General features: G+C 75.3%; 4 protein-coding genes. All 4 read left to right on the top strand.

Features of this window, described 5'->3' with window-relative positions:
* The first annotated feature begins 229 nt into the window (after positions 1-229).
* From ACZ6IM_RS27720 to ACZ6IM_RS27705, 4 genes are read left to right on the top strand one after another with little or no spacing between them, the layout of a single operon-like run.
* Complete coding sequence (locus tag ACZ6IM_RS27720; RefSeq protein WP_052841992.1) at positions 230-484, top strand: acyl carrier protein; 255 nt, start codon at positions 230-232, stop codon at positions 482-484.
* A 38-nt stretch (positions 485-522) separates the two neighbouring features.
* Positions 523-2,109: an amino acid adenylation domain-containing protein gene (locus ACZ6IM_RS27715; protein WP_469559978.1), complete on the top strand. Its 1,587-nt coding sequence runs from the start codon at positions 523-525 to the stop codon at positions 2,107-2,109.
* Complete coding sequence (locus tag ACZ6IM_RS27710) at positions 2,106-23,168, top strand: SDR family NAD(P)-dependent oxidoreductase (protein ID WP_469559975.1); 21,063 nt, start codon at positions 2,106-2,108, stop codon at positions 23,166-23,168. Before ACZ6IM_RS27715 ends, ACZ6IM_RS27710 begins: the two co-directional genes overlap by 4 nt.
* Positions 23,165-24,400 carry a hydroxymethylglutaryl-CoA synthase family protein gene (locus tag ACZ6IM_RS27705; RefSeq protein ID WP_052841989.1) on the top strand — a complete coding sequence of 412 codons (1,236 nt, stop codon included), beginning with the start codon at positions 23,165-23,167 and terminating at the stop codon, positions 24,398-24,400. The genes ACZ6IM_RS27710 and ACZ6IM_RS27705 overlap by 4 nt, the downstream gene beginning before the upstream one ends.

Below are 24,400 nucleotides of genomic sequence, written 5' to 3'. Positions count from 1 at the left end.
TCTTTACGGGCCGGAATTCTGCTCAATAGTGCGCACGCCGAAAAACTACCCGGACGCCCTTGCGGCGACGGAAATTCCGTCGTTAGCATCCCCGCGCAGCATTTCTCTCGAACGGGCCCGCACGCCCATTCCGCGCCGTTCCCGGAACCGGCCGCGCGCGTGCACGGCGATACGGACCACCCGGCACACCGGCACCACCCTGGCGACGACAAGAAGGACGAGGCGCACCGTGGCGACGAACTGGGACGAGACCTTCGAGAAGCTGGTCAGGGCCGCACTCACCGACTACCCCCCGACCGCTGAGCTGCGCGCCGACGTCCCGCTGCCCGCACACGGCCTGGACTCCCTCGGCATGGTCGGACTGTCCGCCCGGCTGGAGGACGCCTACGGCATCGAGTTCCCCGACGGAGCCCTGGCCCCGGCCAGCTTCGCCACCCCGGCCGACCTGTGGCGTGTGGTCAGCGGCTGTCTGGCGGACCGGTGACGCCCGGCGCGCCGGGCACCCGGCCGGGTGCCGCCAGGATGCTCCAGGACTGGTTCGCCGACGGCCTCGCCCGCAACCCCGACGGCCCCGCCCTGCGCATCCTCGACCGCCACTGGACCTACACCGAGGTCGACGCGCTCGCCCGCACCTGGGCCGCCGCGGTCGTCGCGGCCGCCGAGCCGGGCGCACCGGTGGCCGTGCTCGCCGCCAAGACCCCCGAGGCGTACATCGGCCTGCTCGCCGCTCTCCACGCCGGCGCCCCCGCCGTACCGCTGAACCCGGAGAACCCGGTGGCCCGCAACGCCGCCGTACTGCGGGCCGCGGGCTGCGGTGCCGTGATCGCCGCCCCGGACGCGGCGGCGCAGACGGCCCGCCTCGTGGAGTCCGCACCCGTCCACGTCGCCCTGGCCCCGGGTACGCACCGCACCGCCCTGCCCGCGAAGCTGCCCAGTGCCGTCGGCGGTGCCCGCGTCCTGACGGCGGAGGAACTGTCCGAGCCCGGCGCCGGGCCCGGCCGGCGGCCACCCGCGGGGACGCCCGACGACCTCGCCTACATCCTCTTCACCTCCGGCTCCACCGGCACCCCGAAGGGCGTGCCCGTCAGCCACGGGAACGTCTCGGCGTTCCTCGCCGCCTCGCTCTCCCGCTACGGCGTGCGGCCCGAGGACCGGTTCAGCCAGGTCCACGAGACCACCTTCGACCTGGCCATGTGCGACATCTTCCCGGCCTGGGCCGGTGGGGCGTGCGTGTGCGTCCTGTCCCGGCTCCAGGCCCTGGACCCGGCCCGCTGGGTGCGCCGGTACGGACTGACCGTCTGGCACAGCACCCCCAGCCTCGCCCGCGGCCTGCAGCGTGCCGACCGGCTCGCCCCCGGGAGCCTCGCCGGCCTGCGCCAGTCCGTGTTCGCCGGTGAGCCCCTGCACGTGGACACCGCACGCTACTGGCAGCGCGCCGCGCCCGACGGCGTCCTCGACAACATCTACGGCCCCACCGAACTGACCATCGCCTGCACCGCGTTCCGCTGGCATCCCGGCCAGGACCTGTCCGACCCGGGGTACGGCGCCACTGTACCGATCGGCGTCGCGAACACCGGGATGGAGGCGATGCTCCTCGGCCCGGACGGCTCGCCCGCCGACGGCACCGGCGAACTCGTCATGACCGGACCCCAGATGTTCCGCGGCTACCTCGAACCCGCCCAGAACGCGGGCCGGTTCCTGGAGCACGGCGGCCGGCGCTGGTACCGCACCGGGGACCAGGTGCGCGCCACCCCGCACGGCTTCGTCCACCTCGGCCGCACGGACGCCCAGGTGAAGGTCAACGGCTACCGGGTGGAGGTCGGCGAGGTGGAGGCGGCCCTGCGCGACGCGTCCGGCACCGACGCCGTCGTGTTCGCGCTCTCTGCGCCCGGCGGCACCCGGCTCGTCGGCTACCTGCTCGGCGACGCCGAACCCGACACCACGCACCTGGCCGAACGGCTCGCCGACCGGCTGCCGCCCTACATGCTGCCCCGACACCTGTGGTGGCTGCCCGAGGCACCACTGAACGCCCATGGGAAGACGGACCGGACCCGGCTGCGCGAGGACGCCGTCCGCCGGCTCGGACACGAGGGGGAAGCCACGCCGTGAACGACCCGATCGAGTGTCACCTCTCACTGCCTCACGACGACTTCATCATGCAGAACCACCGCATCCACCAGGTGTCGGTGATGCCGGGCGCGACCTTCCTCGACATCGTGTACCGGATCCTGCGCGCCCAGGACCTGGACACCGAGCGGGCGACACTGCGGGACGTGCTCTTCGCCGAGCCCATGGCCACCGCCGTGGGACGCGACCTCGCCGTACGCGTCACGATCGGCGCCCCGGACGCCACCGGCGCCCGCCCCGTGAAGGCGGCCGGCGCGGCCGTGGCACCCGGCACGGACCCGGCGACGGCGGAGTCCGACGGCATGACCTGGCGCCCGCACTTCTCGGCCCGCCTGGAGTTCACCGACGAACCCCCGCCCCCGCCGATCGACCCGCGCGCCCTGCTCACCCGCGCCCGGCACAGCCGGGACATGGCCGAGCTGTACCGGCAGGCACGGGCCGAGGACATCGAGCACGGGCCGCCCATGAAGGGCTTCGGTGAACTCCACCTCCTCGACACGGGCGGTCTGCTGGCCCGCCTCGAACTGGACCCCGCCTCCCGGGACCAGGAGAACGCCTTCCATCTCCACCCGGCGAAGCTCGACGCCGCCACCCTGGTCACCTTCGGCCACCGCCCGCCGCCCGGCCCCGACCCCTTCATCCCGGTCCACATCGCGAGGTTCCGCGCCCCGCGCGCGGTGACCGGACCCTGCTGGGTCCACGTGCCGACGGCCGAGACCGTCGCCCCGTCCGGCGACGTGATGCACAACGACTGCCTGGTCTACGACGAACAGGGCCGCTTCGTCGCCGAGTTCACCAAGCTGAGCTGCAAGCGGGTGCGGCACGCCGGACTCATCACCCGCCTGCTGGACATCCCGTCGGCACCGCTGGAGCAGCGGCCCAGGCCCGCCGCCACCGCGGCCGGCGGCGATCCGGAGCAGCGGCTCGCCGCGCACCTGCGCGCCCTGATCGGCGGCCTGCTGGGCCGGGCCCCGGACGCCGTGGACCCCCACCGGGGCTTCTACGAACTCGGCCTGGACTCGGTGACGCTGCTCACCCTGAGCACCGAACTGGAGAAGGCCGTCGACGGGCGCCTCTACCCGACGTTGCTCTTCGAGCACCCGGACGTCGCCTCCGTCGCCCGGCACCTGGCCCAGCGGCACACCGTCACGCTGCCGGCCGAGGACCGGGCCGCCGCGGCACCCGGCGCGGCGGCGGACACCGCCCCCGTGCAGCCGCCGGGTCCGCCCGCGACACCCCCGGCGTCCGCTCCGCGCCTCGGCCTCCACCGGCCCGGCTGGGTCCCGAAGACCGCCACCCCCGCCCCGCAGCCCTCCGGCGACCTGCTCGTCGTGACCGCCGACCCCGCGTTGCCCTCCGCCTTGCGCGACCGCGCCGCCTCCGGCCGGCGCATGGTGCACGTGCTGCCCGCCACCGCCTACGAGCGCACCGGGACCGACACCTGGCGCCTGCCCACCGGCAGCCGCGCCGACTTCGGCCGGCTGCTGGACGAACTGGCCGCCGAGGGCGCCGTCCCCTCCGTCCTGGCCGTCTGCCCCGCACCCGCGCCAGGCCCCGCCGCCGACACCACCGACGCCTACGACGTCGTCTGGGCGCTCGCCGGCGCGCTCGCCGCCCGCCCCGCCGACACCCCCCGCGAACTCCGCTTCCTGTACAGCGCCGACCACGAGGACGCGGCCCCGCAGCATGGCGCGATCGGTGCCCTGGCCCGGGGCATCACCGCGGAGAACCCGGCCCTGCGCTGCCGCAGCACCTGTGTCGTCGGCGCGCCGGATGCGGGGGAACTCGCGGACGTCCTGCTGACGGAGGCGGCCGACGACGGCGAGGACAGCGAGAGCATGCACCGGCACGGCGAGCGCCACGTGCGCCGCCTCACCCCGCACACGCTCGACGGACCGGACGCGCCCGCCCTGCCCCGGGGAGCCGTCTGCCTGGTCACCGGCGGAGCGGGCGGGGTCGGCTCGCTCCTGGCCGAACACCTGGCCGGCACGCACGGTGCCCGTCTGGTGCTGTGCGCGACCCGGCCGCCCGACGCCACGATCACCGCCCTGCTCGACCGCTGCGCCGCACGGGGCGGCGAGGCGCACTACCTGCGGGCGGACGTCTCCCGCCCCGAGGACGCCGAGGCCGTCGCCGCCCGGTGCCGCGAGCTGTACGGCCGTATCGACGCGGTCCTGCACTGCGCCGGCCGCACCGACGACGCCCTGCACTTCCGCCGGGACCCGGCCGAGACGCACGCCGTGCTCGCCCCGAAACTGGCCGGCACCCTCCACCTCGACCGGGCCACCGCCGACAGCGACCCGGCCCTGTTCGTCCTGTTCTCCTCGCTGTCCGCGGTCGTGCCCAACACCGGCCAGTGCGCCTACGGCTACGCCAACGCCTTCCTCGACGCCTTCGCCGGCCACCGGGCGGCCGACCCCGCGCGTACCGGACGCACCCTGTCCCTCGCCTGGCCCTACTGGGCCGAGGGCGGCATGCGCGCCGACGCCGCCGCACTCGCGCGCTCCGCCGAGTCCGGGATGCTGCCGCTGCCCACCGGGGCCGCGCTCGGCCTGCTGGACCGCTGCCTGGCCGGGCCGGACACCCCGGCCCGGCTGGTCGCCGTACACACCGACGGGAACGCGGCCGGACCGCTCACGACCGGGCTGTTCGCCCCCGCGCCGGACCGGGCGGACACGGTGCCGTCGGCCCCCGTGGCCGCGCACGCGCCCGCGAACGCCTCGGCCCGCGGGCGCGGCGCCCGCCCGGTACCCGCGCCCGTGGCGATCATCGGAGTCGCCGGGCGCTATCCCCAGGCCGCCGACCTGGACGCCTTCTGGGCCAACCTGGCGGCCGGCCGGGACTGCGTCACCGAAGTACCGCCCGACCGCTGGGACCACGACGCCCTCTTCGACCCCGAGCCCGGCCGGCCCGGACGCACCTACGGCCGTTGGGGCGGCTTCCTGGCCGGTATGGACCGCTTCGACCCGCTGTTCTTCGGCATCTCCCGGCGCGAGGCCGAGCGCATGGACCCGCAGGAACGGCTGTTCCTGACCATCGCCTGGCAGACACTGGAGGACGCGGGCCACCCGCCGGAATCCCTCACCGCCGAGCAGGTCGGCGTCTTCGCCGGCGTCATGTGGAACCACTTCCAGTTCGTGCCGGACCCCGACGACGAGGCCGCCCCGGTGGCCCTGCACTCCTCCGTCGCCAACCGCGTCTCCTACACCTTCGACTTCCGGGGCCCCAGCATCGCCGTCGACACCGCCTGCTCCTCGTCGCTGACGGCGCTGCAACTCGCGGTGGAGAGCCTGCGCCGCGGCGAGAGCACCTGCGCCCTCGCCGGGGGTGTCAACCTCATGCCGCATCCGCAGAAGTACCTGCAACTCGCCCGCGGACGCTGGCTGTCCCGGGACGGCAGGTGCCGCGCCTTCGGCGAGGGCGGTACCGGCTACGTACCCGGGGAAGGGGTCGGAGCGGTCCTGCTCAAGCCGCTGGACCGGGCGCTGGCCGACGGCGACCACGTCCACGGCGTCATCCGCTCGGCCCGCGTCAACCACAGCGGCCGCACCAGCGGGTTCACCGTGCCCAGTCCGACCGCGCAGGCCGCGCTCGTCGCCGACGCGGTCCGTGAGTCCGGCGCCGACGTGCGCGACCTCGGCTACGTCGAGGCCCACGGCACCGGCACCTCGCTCGGCGACCCCATCGAACTGGACGGCCTGCGCACCGCCCTGGCCACCTTCTCGGCCGGGCCAAAGCACGTGGCCATCGGGTCGGTGAAGACCAACATCGGCCATCTGGAGAGCGCGGCCGGCATCGCCGGACTCACCAAGGTGCTGCTCCAGTTCCGGCACGGCCGCCTGGCGCCCTCGCTGCACGCCGACACGCTCAACCCGCACCTCGACTTCGGTGACGGCCGGCTGGCGGTGCAGCGCGCCGCCGCGCCCTGGCCGCGCCCGTCCGGCGGCCGGAGGCTCGCCGGAATCAGCGCCTTCGGCGCCGGCGGCTCCAACGCCCACGTCGTACTGGAGGAGCCCCCGCCGGTCCCGGCCCGGCCCGCGCCACGAGGCCCCCGGCTGTTCGTGCTGTCCGCCAAGGACGAGGAGGCCCTCAGGGAGCGGGCGGCCGCCCTGCTCACCCTCCTCACGCCGGACGCGGAAGGGCACCGGGACGCCGTCGCCGGGGAGCCGGCTCCGATCCGGTCCCTGGTCGCCCGGCGCCTCGCGGTGCCCGAGGCGTCCCTGGGCGGTGGCGAGACCTTCGAGGACCTCGGCCTCGACCCCGCGGGCCGACTGGCCCTGGCCCACGACCTGGCCGCGCACACGGAGACCGAACAGGGCGTCCCGGCGGAGGAGTTCGCGGCGGCGGTGCACCCCGGCACCACCCTGGACGAGGCCGCCGAGACCTGGGCCGGACTGACCCTGGCGGCCCGCACGGGCGAGCACGGCCTGCCGAGGCTCGACGACCTCGCCCACACGCTCCGGGTGGGCCGCACCGCGATGCCGGTCCGGTTCGCGGTCGTCGCCGACGGGCTGCCGGAGCTGCGCGCGGCCCTGGAGGGTCTGGTCAAGGGCGCCGAACCGGGACCCCGCACCTACCGGGGGACCGCGTCGGCCGATGCCCGTACACCCGCGCGCGCGTCGGCGACCACCGCCGGCACCCTGGAGGACCGGGCCCGCCGCTGGGTCGCGGGCGAGACCGACGACGCCTACGACGCCGACGGGCCCGAGGCGGGTGCGCCTTGCCGCCGGGTGCCCCTGCCCGGCTACCCGTTCCGGGAGGAGAGCTGCTGGCCGGGCGGATGGACAGGGCGGCCGGCCACGGACCGGGAGGTGACGCCCGCGCGGGGCCCCGTCACGGCGCCCGTCCCGGCCCCGGCGGAGCGCACCCCGGACGGCTCCCCGGCCACCGTCCCGGACCCCTCCCCGGCCACCGTCACCGACGACTCCCCGGCCCTTACCGCTTCCTCTCGCGACGACGGTGCCGAACTCGTCGTCCTGGACGGAGGGATCGGCCTGATCAGGATGAACTCGCCCATGTTCACCGAGCGGTTGCTCGGCGACCTGCGCGCCGCCTTCGAGGCGGTCGCCGTGCGCCCGGACGTCAAAGCGGTCGTCATCACGGGCTCCGACGGCGTGTTCAGCATGGGCGGCACCGCCGAGGCCCTGGAGACACTCGCCGACGGCGAGGGACGCTTCACCGACCAGGCCTTCGTGTACGAGGGGTTGCTGCGCTGCGACCGCCCCGTGGTCGCCGCGATCGACGGGCACGCCTCCGGCGGCGGCCTGGCCTTCGGGCTGTACGCCGACGTGGTGCTGTTGGCCGAAGAGAGCGTCTACAGCGCCAACTTCGTCGCGTACGGCTTCACCCCCGGCATGGGGGCCACCTACGTCCTGGAACGCCGGTTCGGCTCGGCCCTCGCGGACGAGATGATGCTCACGGGCAGGCCCCTGACCGGCGCCGAACTGCACCGCCACGGTGCCATGGTGACGGTCCTGCCGCGCGGTGAGGTGCTGTCGGCGGCCCTGGACCGTGCCCGCGCGCTCGCCGCGCGGCCGGAGGGAGCCGTACGCCGTCTCAAGCGGGAACTGGCCGGCCGGGTGCTGGCCCGGCTGGACGAGGTGGTCGGACGCGAGGTCCGGATGCACGAGGAGGTGCTCGGCACCGGCGCCCGCGACCGCGTCAGGGACCACTTCGCCCGCGTGGAGGCCTTCGGCGGGCCGGGGAACACCACGGCGAGGACTCCCGGCCCCGCGCTCCGGCCCGAGCCCTCCGTGGCCCCGGCGGAGGAGGCCGCACCGGAGCCCGCACCGGAGACCGCCGCCGGGCCCTCCGACGCCGAGGTGCGTGCGGACGTCGTCGCGTCCCTGGTGCAGGTCCTCTACCTGCGGCCGGAGGAGATCGACGACGAGCGTACCTTCGCCGAGATGGGGCTGGACTCGATCGGCGCCGTCGAGGTCGTCCGCCACCTCAACGAACGGCACGGCGCCGGTCTGGAGGCCGTCGCGGTCTACGACCACCCGACCGTGCCGGCCATGACCGCGGCTCTCCTGAGCGCCCGCCACCGGACGGCGGCCCTCCACCGCGCGGCCGTCGAACACCGCGCGGCCGTCGAACCGGCGGCGCGGGCCGAGGACGACAGCCGCGGCACCGGCGCCGGCACCGACGCCGGAGGCACCGCCCCCGGCCCCGCCCCCGCGCCGGAACCCACCCCGCCGGCCACCCCGGCGCCCCGGCCGGTGCCCCCGGCCCCCGGCACCGCCGTACCGGCCACGTCCACCACCCCCGCCGGCACGGTGACCCTGCGCCCGGTGCCCCGCCGTTCCCCGGCCGGGGCCAAGGCCGTACCCGGCGAGGAGGAGCGGAGCCCCGACCCCGAACCCGAACCGGCCGCTCCACCGGACGGACCGGACGTCGCCGCCGCCGACATCGCGGTGATCGGCATGTCCGGCCGTTTCCCCGGCGCCGACGACCTCGGCACCTTCTGGAAGAACCTGGAGGCCGGGCGCAGCGAGATCGCCGAAGTGCCCCCGGAACGCTGGTGCGTGGACCGCTGGTACGACCCGGACCGGTCCGTCACCGACCGCACCGACAGCAAGTGGGCGGCGCTGGTGGACGGAGCGGACGAGTTCGACCCCGCGTTCTTCCGGCTCTCGCCGCTGGAGGCGGAGGCCATGGACCCGCAGCAGCGCCTCTTCCTCCAGGAGGCATGGAGGGCGCTGGAGGACGCCGGGCACGGCGCCGGCGGGACCGACCGGCCGACCGAACGCGGCACCCGGGACTGCGGGGTGTTCGTCGGCTGCGGCGCGGGGGACTACGCGGACCTCCTCGCGGCGGCCGGACAGGCCGACACCGGGCACGCCTTCCTCGGCTCCTCGCCGTCCGTGCTCGCTTCCCGCATCTCCTACTTCCTCGACCTGACCGGCCCCACCCTCGCCGTCGACACCGCGTGCTCCTCCTCCCTCACCGCCGTCCACCTGGCATGCGAGAGCCTGCGTCGCGGCGAGTGCCGTACCGCCCTCGCGGGCGGCGTCGCCCTGATGTTCACCCCGCGTCTGCACATCCGCTGCAGCAACGCCGGAATGCTGTCCCCCTCCGGCACCAGCGCACCCTTCGACGCGCGGGCCGACGGCATCGTGCTCGGCGAGGGCGTCGGCGTGGTCGTACTGAAGCCGCTGGCACGGGCGATGGCCGACGGCGACCACATCCACGGCGTCATCAAGGCCACCGGCGTGAACGGCGACGGCCGGACCAACGGCATGACCGCGCCCAGCGCCGCCGCCCAGACCGAACTCCTGCGCCGCGTCCACCGCGCGGCCGGTGTCACCGCCGCGGACATCGGATACGTCGAGGCCCACGGCACCGGCACCCCGCTCGGCGACCCGATCGAGGTGAAGGCACTTCAGGACGCGTTCCGCACCGACGGCTCCGACGGCACCGACGGCACCGACGGCACCGACCGTGCCGCTCCCGCCGGGCCGACCGTGCTCGGCTCGGTGAAGGCCAACATCGGGCACACCACCATGGCCGCCGGCATCGCTGGCCTGCTGAAGGTGCTGCTGGCGCTGCGGCACCGGCGGATCCCCCCGACCCCGCACTTCAGCGAGGCGAACCCGGAGATCGACCTGTCCCGGGGCCCCTTCCGCGTGCTCACCGGCGCCGCCGACTGGCACCCCGGCCCCCGCGGCACCCGGACCGCCACGCTCAGCAGCTTCGGCTTCAGCGGCACCAACGTGCACGCCGTCATCGCCGAGGCGCCGCCCCGGCCGCCCGCGCCCGCCGAGGCCACCGAGACCCGCCGGGACCGGCTGATCCCGGTCTCGGCACGCGACCGGAACGCCCTGGACCGGGCCCTCACCGGGCTCGCCGACGCCCTGGAGAGCGAGGACGCGCCCGCCCTCGCCGACATCGCACTCACCCTCGCCACCGGCCGCACCCACTTCCCGCTGCGTGCCGCGCTGGTCGTCCGGGACCGGGCCGAACTCGTCCGCGCGCTCCGCGCCGCCGCCGCGGGTGGCGAGATGCCGTACGTGTACGCGCCGCTGACCGCCGAGCCCGGTCTGCGCACCCTCGCCGAGACGTACGCGCACGGCGGGTCCGTCGACTGGGCGGCCCTGCACCCCCGCGGCGCCGCGCGCCGGGTGCCGCTGCCCACCTACCCCTTCGCCCGCGACCGGCACTGGCTGCCCGGCGCCCGGCCGGACACCGGCGCACCCCGCCGCTGCCAGGACGCCCCCGGCACGCTGACCCAGGCCCTCGACCCGCGCGACCGAGTCGTGGCCGACCACCGGCTCGCCGGGCGGCCCGTGCTGCCCGGGGTCGCCGGCCTCTCGCTCGCCGTACGCGCCGCCGCCCGGCACGGGATCACCGGGGCCGTCCGCGTCTCCCGGGTGCAGTGGCTGCGCCCGGTGGTGGCGGGCGCCGCACCTGACGTCCGGGTCACGACGAAGGAGGACCCGGCGGGCGGAGTGGCCTTCGAGCTGACGGCCGCCGACGGCGAACGGGTGCCGTGCGTCCGGGGCCGCGTGGAGCCGCTCACCGGCGAGGACGCCCCGGAGCGCCCGCTTTCCGTCGAGGCGGTGCGCGGACGCTGCCCCTCCTGGCACCCGGGCGAAGACCTCTACGCCGCCTTCGCCGCCGGAGGCCTCGCGTACGGGCCCGCCTACCAGGCGCTGGAGGGCGTCTGGGCGGGTACCGACGAGGCGCTCGGCGTGCTGCGGGCCCCGGACACGCCCGTGGGGGAGGAGGCGTCCTGGCCGCTCGACCCGGCCGTCCTGGACGCGGCCCTCCAGACCCTGAGCGTGCTCGTCCGCGACACCGGCGGCGGACCTCTCGTTCCCTTCGCGCTGCGGGCCCTGGAGGTGCGGGCCCCGCTGCCCGCACACGGCCACGCGCACGCGGTACGGGACGGCGCCACGTTCACGGTACGGGTGACCGATTCCGGGGGCCGGGTCTGCGCGTCCTTCCTGGGAGCGGCGCTGCGACCGCTGCCGGCGGCGGAGGACGAGCGGGAACCGGTGGCCGGACGACCCGAGACCCTGGTCCTCGTGCCGCGGCTCAGGGAGGCCGGCCCGCCGGACCGGGCGACACCGCCCGACGCGGGGACGGCCTGGGTGTTCCACACGCCCGCCGCCCGGCCACTCGCCGCAGCCCTCGCGGACGCGGGGCGTGCGGCGACCACCGTCGCCCTCCCGGCCGCCGACGGCACCGCGTCCTTCGCCGTGCCCGACGGCGTGCCGGACACGGTCTACTGGCTCGCCCTGCACGACCCCGCCGAGCCGGTGCCCGTACAGGGGCCCGACCCGGCGACCCTCGGCCTGTTCCGGCTGCTGAAGACGCTGCTCGGGCGCGGAGCCGGCAGCCGGCGGCTCACCGTGAAGGTGGCACTGTCCGGTGCCGTCGCCGACGATGAGCGCGGACCCGTCCAGCCGCACAGCGCCGGTCTGATCGGGCTGACGCGGTCGGCCGCCGCCGAGTACCCCAAGTGGCGCGCGGGCTGCGTCGACCTCCCCCCGGAGCGGTCCGCACCGGAGGAGTCGGCGGGCCTCCTGCTGGCCGAACCCTGCACGGAACCCCTCGTCGTCCTGCGGGGCACCCGTCGGCTGGTGCGCGCTCTGGCCCCGCTGCCGGTCCCGCACCCCGCCGGGCCGGGGAGCGCGCTCCGCGACGACGGCGCGTACGTCGTGATCGGCGGTACGGGCGGCATCGGCACCGCGCTCGCCCGCCACCTGGCCCGGAACCACCGTGCGCGGCTGGTGCTGGTCGGCCGTCGTCCGCAGGACGACTCCGTGCGGGCGCTGCTCGCCGAACTCGACGCGCTGGGCGGGCACGCCGCGTACGTGCGCGGCGACGTGGCCGATCCGGCCGACGCCCGGCGGATCGTCGCCGAGGCGCGGCAGCGGACGGGCCGGGTCGACGGTGTCTTCCACAGTGCGCTGGTGCTGCGCGACCGCACGCTGGCCGCCATGGACGAGGACACCTTCCTGGAGGTGCTGGCGCCGAAGACGAGCGGCCTGACGGCGCTGGCCGCCGCGCTCGACGACGAGCCGCCCGGCTTCCTGGTCTGCTTCTCCTCGGCCATCTCATTCACCGAGGCACCGGGACAGGCCAACTACGCCGCGGCCAGCACCTTCGAGGACGCCTTCGCCGGGTACCTGCGCGAGCGCTCCTTCCCCGCCTCGGTGATCAACTGGGGTTTCTGGGGAAGCGTCGGCGTGGTCGCGCAGCAGCGCCGCGTCGAGCGGTTCGCCGAACTGGGCATCGGCTCACTGGAGCCCGCCGAGGGCATCGACGCGCTCACCCGCGCCCTCGGGGCGGGTCCCGCCCAGGCGGTCGTCGTGAAGGCCGCCCCGCGGGGACTCGCCCTCCTCGGCGCCGAACCCGACGCCACCACGGACGCCCTGGCGCGGGCCCGCGCAGGGTTCGCCGAACTGGAGCGGGTCGCGGCGAGCCTGCTGCGCGCCCGGCTGCCCGGAGCGGACGGCGATCCCGACACCGTCCTGGCGCGGTGGAGCGGCCGGCACCCGGAGGGCGGAGCCGGTGAGCGGCTGCTCCGGGCCGTGGTGGACCTGCTGCGGCGCTCCGGACCCGGAGGTCCCTCCCCGCAGGAGGTGATCGCCCGTCATCCCGCCATGCGCCCGCACGTCACCCTGCTGCGGCGCTGCGTCGAAGCCCTGCCCGAGGTGCTCGACGGCTCCCGGCCGCCCACGGACGTGCTCTTCCCGGACGGGTCCGTGGACCTGGTCGAATCCGTCTACCGGGGCCAGCCGTTGTCCGACCACCACCACCGGCTCATGGCGGCCGAGACCCTGGCCGCCCTGAGATGCCACCGGCCGGGCGACGCCATGCGCCCGTTGCGGATCCTGGAGATCGGCGCGGGCACCGGCGCCGGGACGGCGTTCGTCCTCGACGCCCTCGACGAGGTCCTGCGCGACACGGGCGGCGCCCCGTCCGTGTCGTACACCTACACGGACGTCTCCTCCGCCTTCCTCGCGCACGGCGAGCGGGAGTTCGGACCCGGCAGGCCCCACCTGTCCTTCCGGCTCCTCGACATCGAACGCCCGCCCGCCACGCAGGACTTCACCCCGCACGGCTACGACCTGGTCCTCGCCACCAACGTGCTGCACGCCACGGCCGACATCGAGCGGACCCTGGCCCATGTGCGCGAACTGGTGGCCCCCGGCGGCACCCTGCTGGTCAACGAGGTCACACGGGCCTCCGACTTCCTCACCCTCACCTTCGGACTGACGCCCGGCTGGTGGGCGTTCCGGGACGCCGGGCGCCGGCTCCCGCACACGCCTCTGCTGGGGCCGGACCAGTGGCACCGGGCGCTGACGGCGAGCGGATTCGGGCCGGTCAGGACCCTGGGCGTGCCGGACACCCCCGTCGAGCGCCTGGACCAGTGTGTGTTCGTGGCCCGGACGGCTCCCGAGTCCGTCGCCCGCGAGGCCGCACCCGACGGTGCCCGGGTCCGCGCGTATGTGCGTGACGTCTTCGCCGAGGTGCTGAAGTTCGACCCCGGCGCGCTGGCCGACGAGGTCACCTTCGACAACTACGGGGTCGACTCGCTGGTCAGCCTGCGCATCGTCAGCCGCTTCGAGGAGGATTTCGGGGAACTCCCCGCGACGCTGCTCTTCGAGAGGCTGACGATCGCGCAGCTGGCCGGCTACTTCGCCGAGGAACACCCCGCAGGCGTCGCCGAGTTGCTCGCTCGCTCAAGTGCGCACCCGCGGACGCCGGCGGTCGCCGGGACGCCGGCCCCGGAGCCGCGCCCCATGCCGGCCCCGGCCGCGTCCGGGGACATCGCCGTGATCGGGGTCAGCGGGCGCTACCCGGGTGCACCCGACCTGGACACGTTCTGGCGCAACATCGCCTCCGGCACGTCTTCGTTCAGCGAGGTGCCCGGCGAACGCTGGGACTGGCGGCCGACGTTCGACGCCCGGCGCGGCACGCCCCAGCGCAGCTACAGCCGATGGGGCGCCTTCCTGGACGGCATCGACCGGTTCGACCCCGCGTTCTTCGGCATCCTGGGCCGTGACGCGGCGCACATCGATCCGCAGGAACGGCTGTTCCTGGAGACCGCCTGGAACCTGCTGGAGGAGAACGGTCACCTCGGTCCGGACACCCACGACCCGGACACCGGTGTCTTCGTCGGGGTCATGTACGGCACCTACGGACAGCTCGCGGCCACCGGCTGGCCCGAAGGCCGCCTGTCCGGCGCGCACTCGGCACACTGGTCGGTCGCCAACCGGGTGTCGTACTTCTTCGACTTCCAGGGCCCCAGCCTCTCCGTCGACAGTGCCTGCTCGTCCTCGCTCACCGCCGTCCACCTGGCCTGCGAGAGCCTGCGGCGCGGCGAGTGCAGTACCGCGGTGGCGGGCGGGGTGAGCCTCGTCCTGCACCCCGCCCACCATGTGTCGCTGAGCGCCCTCAACATGCTGTCCGCCGACGGCAGGTGCAAGGTCTTCGACGCCGACGCCGACGGGTTCGTGCCCGGCGAGGGCGTCGGCGCCGTCCTGCTCAAACCGCTCGACCGCGCCGTCGCCGACGGCGACCGGATCTGGGCGGTGATCAAGGGCGGCGCCATGAACGCCGGCGGCAGGACCGGCGGCTACACCGTCCCCAACCCCAACGCACAGGCCGCCCTCGTCCGCCGTGTCCTGGAACGCACCGGCGTGCCGCCCGAAACCGTGTCGTACGTCGAGTGCCACGGCACCGGCACCTCCCTCGGCGACCCGATCGAGATCGCGGCACTCGGCAAGGCGTTCGGCCAGGCCCCCCGCCCGACCCCCTGCGCGGTCGGCTCGGTCAAGTCCAACATCGGACACCTCGAGGGCGCGGCGGGCATCGCCGGACTGACCAAGCTGCTGCTCCAGCTGCGCCACCGCCGCCTTGCGCCCTGCGTCAACCTCGACACCCCCAACCCCAGGATCGATTTCGCCACCGCGGGCCTGGAACCGGTCACGACGCTCACCGACTGGCCCGCGTCGCCCGACGGTTCTCCCCGCCGGGCCGGCGTCAGTTCCTTCGGCGCGGGCGGAGCCAACACCCATCTGATCCTGGAGGAGTACCGCCAGCCGGACACGACCGCTGCCGAGTCCACCGGACCGCAGCTCTTCCTGCTGTCGGCGCGCTCCGCCGAACGCCTCCGGGTCCACGCCCGCGCCGTGGCCGACCACCTCGCGGGTCCGGACGGCACCGGGACCGCCCTCGCCGCGCTCGCCCGGACCAGCCAGACCGGCCGGCGTCACTTCCCGGAACGGCTGGCGGTCGTCTGCGCCGACACCGACCGGCTCGCCCTCCTGCTGCGCTCCTTCGCCGACACCGGCCGTGCCGAGATCCCCGGCCTCGTCGTCGGCAGGGCCGCCCCCGGCCGGGGCGACAGGCGCCACGGGCCCGACTCCGCCCTGCTGCGCGACGCCCGTGGCACCGATCCGGCGCCTGCCCTCGCGCGGCTCGCCGGACGCTGGGTCAGCGGTGACGACGTCGACTGGACCGTGCTGTGGGAGGGGAGCGCGGTACGGCGGGTGCCGTATCCCACGTACCCCTTCGAGCGGACCAGGCACTGGCTCGACACGGGCGTGGCGGACCCGACCATGGGAGGCACCACCACGCGGGAGCCGGTTCAGGAAGCGGCCGGGACGCCGCGACCCCCGTCCCGGGAAGACGCGTCCGGCGCCCTGCACCGCCTCGTTCCCGCCCTGGAGCCGTGCCCTCCGGCCGCGTCCGTGCCGGTCGATCCGCCCCGTCGGGTCCTGCTGCTCGGGCCGGACTCCTCCGTGCGCCGTGCCCTGGCCGAGGAGTTCGCCCGCAGGGGCGCCCACTGCCTCGCGGTGAGCGCGGGCGTGCCGGGAGCGGACGACGCCGTGCCGGCCACCCCCGACGCCCTGCGCCGGTTCGTGCACGACCTGGCCGAACGCGACCTGCTGCCCGACACGCTCGTCCTGGCCTGCCCGCCGGAGGCCGGACCACCCGGTCCCGGCACCGTCGCCGACGACCTCGACCGCGGACCCCACCTGCTCCTGTGGACGGCGGCGGCCCTGCTCGCCCGCGACCGCCGGGTGCGGCTGCGTACGGCCGTCGCACACGGGCCGGCCGCGCGGCAACCGCAGTTCTCCGCGACCGGCGCCCTGCTCAAGTCGCTCGCGCTGGAGCACAGCGGCTGCACCGCGGTGGTCCTCGGCTTCGAGACGTACGCGGACGCGGCGGCCGACACCGCCACGGCCGCCCGGTTCGCCGAAGCCGTCGCCGACGAGCTGGAGCACCGCGGCGACGGTGTCACCGAAGTCGTCCACGACCGCGACGGGCGGCGGCACCTGCGCCGCCTCACCGAGCGGCCCGTGCCGCCCGGGACCACGGACGCGCCGCTGCCGGTCCGGGCCGGCGGCGCCTACCTCGTCACCGGCGGCGCGGGCGCCCTCGGCCGGATCCTCGGCGGGCTCCTCGCCGACACCGCCCCCGTCAACCTCGTGCTCGCCGGACGCTCGCCGCTCGACGACGACATCGAGCGGCGCACGGCCGAGCTGTGGCGCGGCGGCAGCACCGTCTGGTACCGGCGGACCGACCTCTCCAGCGCGACGGACGTCGCCGGCCTGATCGCCGACATCCGCAGCCGCTACGGCACGCTGGACGGCATCGTGCACGCGGCCGGAGTGCACCGCGACGCCCGCGCCGTGGTCAAGACCGCCGCCGAGTCGGCCGAGGTGCTCGGTCCCAAGGTGGCCGGCACGGTGCTGCTGGACCACGCCACCCGCGACGAGGACCTCGACTTCTACGTCCTGTGCGCCTCCCTGGTGGGGGAGACCGGCAACCTGGGACAGACCGACTACGCCTACGCCAACGCCTTCCAGCTGGACTTCGCCGAGGGCAGGGAGCGGCTGCGTACACGCGGCGAGCGCTCGGGGCGGACCGTGGCGATCGGGTGGCCGCTGTGGGAGGACGGCGGCATGGACGTCGACGACGCCACCCGCAGGCTCTTCGCCCAGCTCTGGTCGATGGCACCGCTGCGCACCGGCACCGGCCTCGCCGCCTTCCGCGCCGCCCTGACCGGCACCGGGACGCGATGGCTGCCCGTGGAGCGCATGCCCGTGGAGCGGACGCGGGTGGAGCGGACGCCCGTGGAGCGGCCCCCGTCCCCGGCCACGCACACGACCACCGCGGTGGAGTCCTCCGCCGGGTACGAGAGGGAGGTACGTACGAACACCACGAACGGCGCCCGGCACCCGGGCACCGATGCCCCGAACGAGGCGGTGAGGCGCCGACTGCGCGCCTTCACGGCGGAGTTCCTGCTGGTCGACCCTGACGAGGTCGACACCGCCGCCGAACTGATGGACCTCGGCTTCGACTCGATCTCGCTGAGCGAGCTGATCGTCCGCGTCAACGACCACTACGGCCTGGAACTGCTGCCGACCGTACTGTTCGAACACCCCACGCTGGACGACGTGGCCGCCCACCTCAGCCGCGAGCATCCGGCGGAGGTGAGCGCCGTGGAACCGGCACCGGCCCCGGCGGCGGCCCCGGCGGCGCCCGCGGCACCCCGGCCGGCGGCGGTGGTCCGGGACCCGGAGCCCGCCGCCCCGGCGCGGTCCTCGGCGTCGGCTCCCGCGAGCCGTCGCCGGGACGTGGCCGTGATCGGTATGGCGGGGCGGCTTCCGGGTTCGCCGGACCTGGACGCCTTCTGGCGCCATCTGAGCGCCGGGGACGACCTGGTCGGGCCCGTGCCCGCGGACCGCGCCGACCTGCTGGCGGACGCCACCACGGCGGGCCTGCGCGGCGGGTTCCTCGAGAACGTGGCCGACTTCGACGCCGCGTTCTTCCGGATCTCCCCGGCCGAGGCCCGGCTGATGGACCCCCAGCACCGGCTGTTCCTGGAGACGGTCTGGCGCACCTTCGAGGACGCCGGACACCGGCCGGAGGACCGCGCGGGCACCTCGACCGGCGTCTTCGTGGGCATGGCCACCTCGGACTACGGCGAGCTGATCGCCCGGTCCGGCGTGGACCCCGAAGCCCACATGGCCACCGGAGTCGCCCGCTCCCTGGTCGCCAACCGCGTGTCCCACCTGCTCGACCTGCGCGGACCCAGCGAGACCGTCGACACCGCCTGCTCCAGCTCCCTGGTCGCCCTGCACCGCGCGGTCGGTGCCGTGGCCGGCGGCGAGTGCGACGAGGCGATCGCGGGCGGCGTCAGCCTGGCGCTGAGCCCGGGGCTGTTCCGGGTGTTCGACCGGTCCGGCATGCTGAGTCCCGCCGGACGCTGCCGCACCTTCGACAAGGACGCCGACGGATACGTCCGCGGCGAAGGGGTCGGCGCCGTGCTGCTGAAGCCGCTGGAGCGGGCCGAGGCCGACGGCGACCGTGTCCTCGCCGTCGTCCGGGGCAGCGCCGTCAACCACTGCGGGCGGTCGCCCTCGCTGACCGCCCCCAACCCGCGTGCCCAGGCCGACGTCGTGGTCCGCGCACACCGTGCCGCCGGAGTCTCCCCGGCCACCGTCACCTACATCGAGACCCACGGCACCGGCACCCGGCTCGGCGACCCGATCGAGGCCGAGGGCCTCAAGGACGCCTTCACCCGCCTGTACGGCGACTCCGGCGAACCCGTGCCCGCCGAGCCGCACATCACGCTCGGCTCGGTGAAGACCAACATCGGCCACCTGGAGGCGGCGGCCGGGATCGCCGGGCTGCTCAAGGTGCTGCTCGCCCTGCGGCACGGCACCCTCCCCGCCCATCTGCACCTGCGGGAGGCGAACCCCTACCTCCGACTGGACGGCACGCCGTTCCGCATCGGCACCACGACCACCCCGTGGGAAGGTGCCAAGGACGAGCACGGCCGCCCCTGCCGGCGGGCGGGGATCAGCTCGTTCGGCTTCGGCGGCACCAACGCCCACGTCGTCCTGGAGGCCTGGACGCCCCCCGACGACGCACCCCGGCCCGCCGCACGCCCCCGCGCGTTGCCGAGGGCCGAGTTCCAGCCGCGCCGCCACTGGTTCAGCGCCCCGACCGCACCCCGGCCGGCGAGGACGGAGTCCCTCATGCCGCACCCCGAAGACGCAGCCACGACCACACATCCGCAGCACGCCGCGGAGCCCGCACCCGCCACACGCCCCCGGGTACGGCTCCAGCCCCTCGGCGCGACCGCACCGACCGCACCCGCCCCCGCCCCCGAGGAGGCCGCCCCCGCGGAAGTCGCCGCGGAAGAAGCCGCTCCCCTCCGGCCCACGCCACAGACCCGCGTCGAGCACCCGGCAGAAGCGGACACCACGCCCCCCGCGGCACCCCCGACGGGTGACCCACGGCCCGGCGTGACGGAGATCCGCGCCACCGTACGCGACCTGGTCGCCGACGTCCTCGGCCTGTCCGCCGCCGACCTCGCCCACGACACGCCCTTCGCCGACCTCGGCCTGGACTCCATCTTCCGCATGGACGTGGCCCGTGCCCTCAACGACAGGCACGGCCTCGACCTCCAGGGCGCCGACCTGTACGAGCACGACACCATCGCCGCACTCGCGGACCACGTGCTGACGGCCATCGGCACCGGCACGGCCCGACCGGCAATACGCGAGATCCCGCCGCCCGCACCGGACGGCCGTGACGACGCCCGCGACGCCCTGCGCCAGGTGCTGGAACGGGCCCTCGGCCGACCCATCGATCCGACGGTCACCTTCGAGGAGAACGGCTTCACCTCCTTCGACATGCTCCGCGGTGTCAGCGCCCTGGAGAGCGGCCTCGGCGCCCTGCCCAAGGCCCTGCTCTTCGAGCGGCCCACCCTCGACCGCCTCACCGACTCCCTGTGCGAGACACACGGCGAGCAGGCCGTCGCCCGGGTCCGGCCACCGGGCCGGCAGGAGACTCCGGCACCCGCTCCCGGCCCAGCCACCGGGGCCAGGACGCTCACCCGTACCGAGGCTGCCGCCGACCCCGAACTCGGCCCAGCCGTGGCGGAGTTGGAGCGGCAGTACGGCAAGGAGAGCGGGCTCGGCGGCCGTGACATCGCCCCGCACCTCTTCGTCGGCGCCGAACGCCGCGGCCTGTTCGCCCTGTCCAAGCGGGACCGGACCCTGCTCGTGTGGAACTACACCGGACCCGAGGACCACTTCGCCGAGCTGGCCGCCGAGTACTTCGACCACGCCCGCCGCACCGGCCTGCGCCCCAACCTGCTGTCCCTGGTCCCCCTGGCGGAGGTGGGCGGGGATCCCGTCACCGCGACCCCCTTCGGGGCGCTCCAGCGCATCGAGGACCTCGGTTCCTTCAAGCTGTCCGGCGGCCGGATGAGCCGGCTGCGGTACATGGTGAAGCGGTTCGAGAAGGCCGGGGCCTGCCGTACGGTCGAGTACCGCAGCGGCGACGACCCGGCCGTGGACGCGGAGCTGGCCGCACTCGTGGACGGCTGGGCGGCGACCAAGCAGATGGTCAACCCCTATGTGCGCCGGGTGCGCGAGGAACTGGCCGGCGGCAGGCTCGACGAGCGTCACCGGCTGTTCCTGACGTATCTGGACGACGCCCTGGTGAACGCCGTCGTCGTCACCCGGATCCCGTCCGAGAACGGCTACCTCCTCGACGTCGAGTTCTACCCCGGCGACATGCCGCTCGGCGGGCTGGAGTTCGCTCTCGTGCGGATCCTGGAGCGACTGCGCGAGGAGGGCTGTGAGGTCTTCAGCTTCGGCGCCAGTTTCGGCGGCGAGCCCGGCACCTCGCCCAACGCCTCCGAGGCCGCCGTACGCGCCCTGGCGGAGCTCCGCGACGCCGGCATCTTCGGCGGCGGCAACTACCAGTTCAAGAACAAGTTCCGTCCCGAGAACCGGACCCTGTACCTGGTGCAGCCCGAGGGCGACGGGGCCAGCGAGGTCAGCGACGTCATCCTGATGATCGCGGACCCGGCGGCACCCGTGGCCGCCGCCCCCGCACCGCGGGAACCCGGTCCCGACCGGGCGCCCCGCGAGGCCCGGCTGTCCGCGCACGGCCACAATCCCGTCCGGCTGCCGCACCTGGCCGTCGAACTGGACCTGATCACCGACTCCTGGGCGGACCGTGCCGATCCCTGGCAGCGCGACAGGACACGGGCGCTGGGCGAACTGGCCGACGCCGCCGGGGTCACCGGGGAGGAGCCGCCGGCCGTGCCCTGGCTGCCGTTCGCCCACCGGTTCTTCGCGGCGTCCGGCCGTGCGGCCGAGGAGCGGGTCTGCAGGGCCTGGCCGGGGCCGCGCGGTCGGGTCCTGCACGCCTCGGCCTTCCCGACCTGGCTCGGCGCACTGGCGGAACACGGCTTCGACCCGTCCATCGCGCTGCCCGTCGTGGGCGAGGGCCCCTTCGCGGCGGACCTCCGGCTCACGGCACTGGAGGACGCGCTGGACCGGTACGCCGGGCACGTGTCCTTCGTCCTCGTGGAGATGGCCACCAACGCCCACGGAGGCGCCCCGCTCTCCCTGGAGAACCTGCGCGGCGTCGCGGAGCGGACGCGGGCCCACGGCGTGCCGTTGGTGGTGGACGCCACCCGGCTGCTGGACAACGCGCTGCTGGTCTCCGGTGCCGGCCCGGACCGGCCGGCCCGGGACCCGTGGGAGGTGGTCCGCGAGATGCTGGGCCTCGCCCAGACGGTGACGTTCAGTCTCTCGAAGGACTTCGGGGTCGACGGCGGCGGACTGATCGCCACCGGCGACGAACGCCTGGCCGAGCGGATCACCGAGCGGATGCTGGAACGAGGCCGGGAACCGGGCCTGTCCGCGCGCCGGCTGCTGTCCGCCGCCCTGCTGGACCAGGACTCCACGACGCGGCTGGTGACCGAGCGGGTGGCGAACGTGGCCGCGTTCCGCCAACGCCTGGAGCTGGGCGGGGTGCCCCTGGTACCCGGCCCCTCCGCGCACTGCGTGCTGCTCGACGTCGACAAGGCCGCCGCCGGCAGCACGCTGCGTCACCCCGTCGCCTCCCACCTGGCCGCGATCTACGCGGCCACCGGCGTACGCGGCGGCCCCCATCTCGGCCCCGGCGCCCGCCTCGCCGACGGCTCCGCACCCCCGGAACGGCACCTGATCCGGCTCGCCGTACCGCTGGGCATGGACCGCGCGACCCTGGAACGGGCCGCCGACCGGATCGCCGCGCTCGTCGCCTCCCCGGCACCGCTGCCGGACCTCACGGAGGTCACCGGCACCCCCGGGCCCGCCGCGCTGCGCTGCTACCACCCCACCGACGCCCTGCCCACCGACATCCGCGAGGCCCTGGAGGAAGGCCCCGCGTCCGCCACCACCGCGTCCGCCAACCACGACGTGCTCAGGGAGCGGGTCCCCGGGGTGCGCCGGCACCTGCTGCCGATGGCCGACGGCACGGTGGAGGTGTTCGACTGCGGCAGCGGCCCGGCCGTACTCATGCTGCCGCCGTTCAACATCGGCGGCGGTGTCTTCGCCGACCAGGTGGCCGGCCTGTCGGACCGCCACCGGACACTCGTCGTCCACCACCCCGGCGTGGGCGCCACCACCACGGCGGACGACATCTCGCTGCCCGGCATCGCCGACCTGTACGCCGAGGTCCTGGACCGGCTCGGCGTGCGGGGCCCGGTGCACGTGGTGGGCACCTCCTTCGGCGGTCTCCTCGCGCAGAGCTTCGTCCTCGCCCATCCCGGCCGCGCCGCGTCGCTGGCGCTGGTGTGCAGCTCGTACCGCTACGCCAACCGCGTGGGCGAGGTGAACCGCCTGGCGGACCTTGTCGCCGAGGACCTGGACCGGATCGTCGCCGCCGGGGCCGAGGACGTGGCACGGCACCGCGCCGAGTACACCGAGCGGCTGCTGCGCTGCGAGAGCATGGCCCCGCACATCGGACTGCGCTACCTGGACGTCTTCGCCCAGCAGCCCGACCTCCTGGGGCGGCTCGGCGACATCGCCCTACCCACCCTCGTCGTGGCCGGCGGTGTCGACGCCGTCGTACCGCGCAAGACCTCGCACCTCATGCACGGCGCCATCCCCGACGCCCGCTACCACGAACTGCCGCTGGCCGGGCACTTCCCGACCGTCACCGACCCGGACGGGGTGACCGCCGCCCTGGCCGCATTCCTGTCCGAACTGGGGGAGGAGCGATGACCGGGTACGGCATCGAGGCCCTGGACGTGTACGCGGGCAGCGCGGCCGTCAGCGCCCGCGCGGTGTTCGACGGACGGGGCCTCGACCCGCGCCGCTTCGACAACGTCGCCTCCGACCGGCGGTCGGTGGCGCTGCCCTTCGAGGACCCCGTCACCCACGCCGTCAACGCCGCACGTCCCCTGCTGGAACGGATGCCGCCGGCCGACCGCGACCGGATCGAACTCCTCGTCACCACCAGCGAGTCCGGCATCGACTACAGCAAGTCCATCGCCTCCTACGTCCACGAACACCTCGGCCTGCCGTCCACCTGCCGCATGCTGGAGATGAAGCAGGCCTGCTACGCGGCCACCGGCGCACTGCAACTAGCCGTCGGCTACCTGGCCGCCGGAGTCTCGCCCGGCGCGAAGGTGCTCATCGTCGCCACCGACATGTCCCTCGCCGACGAGCGCGCCCAGTACGCCGAGCCGGTCACCGGCACCGGAGCCGTGGCGCTGCTCGTCGGCGGCCGGCCCCGCGTTCTCACCGCCGATCCGGGCGCGTTCGGCGTGCACGCCTTCGAGACCCTGGACTCCGCCCGGCCGGGCCCCGACCTCGACATCGCGGACGCCGACCGGTCGCTCATGGCCTACCTGGAATGCTTCTCGCGCAGCTTCGCCGACTACCGCTCCCGCGTGGAGGGCGCCGACTTCGCGACCACCTTCGACCTGCTCGCCCTGCACACCCCGTTCTCCGGCATGGTCCGGGCCGCACACCGCAGGCTGCTGCGCGAGCTGTACCGCAGCCCCGCCGCCGCCGTGGCGGAGGACTTCGAACGCCGGGTCGCGCCCTCCCTGGTCCACCCCGGCCAGACCGGCAACCTCTTCTCCGGCTCGCTCTACCTGGCACTGGCCAGCGCCCTCGACCACACCGGGCTCGACGGCCCCGCCCGCATCGGGCTGTTCTCCTACGGTTCCGGCTGCTCCTCGGAGTTCTTCAGCGGCGTCGTCGGCCCCGAGTCGGCCGCCGCCGTCGCCGAGGCACGCATCGGACCCCGGCTCCGGGCCCGAGCCGACCTCGACTTCGCCGAGTACACCGCGCTGCTCGCGGAGAACACCGACTGTCTGCGACCCGTCCCGCACCGCGACATCGACCCCGGCCGCTACGACGCCCTGCTGCGCCGGGCCGTGGACCGCCCCAAGCTCCTCGCCCTGACCGGTGTGCGCGACCACCACCGCCAGTACGCGTGGATCTGA

This window comes from Streptomyces sp. NPDC042336, from assembly GCF_055581985.1.
The sequence above is the reverse complement of the archived record's forward strand: the minus strand, read 5'-3'. Positions and strand labels throughout refer to the sequence as shown.

What these genes read in the sequence shown, in the direction of transcription:
- ACZ6IM_RS27715 (WP_469559978.1), top strand. Translation starts at nt 523, where the DNA reads ATGCTCCAGGACTGGTTCGCCGACGGCCTCGCCCGCAACCCCGACGGC.
- ACZ6IM_RS27705 (WP_052841989.1), top strand. Translation starts at nt 23,165, where the DNA reads ATGACCGGGTACGGCATCGAGGCCCTGGACGTGTACGCGGGCAGCGCG.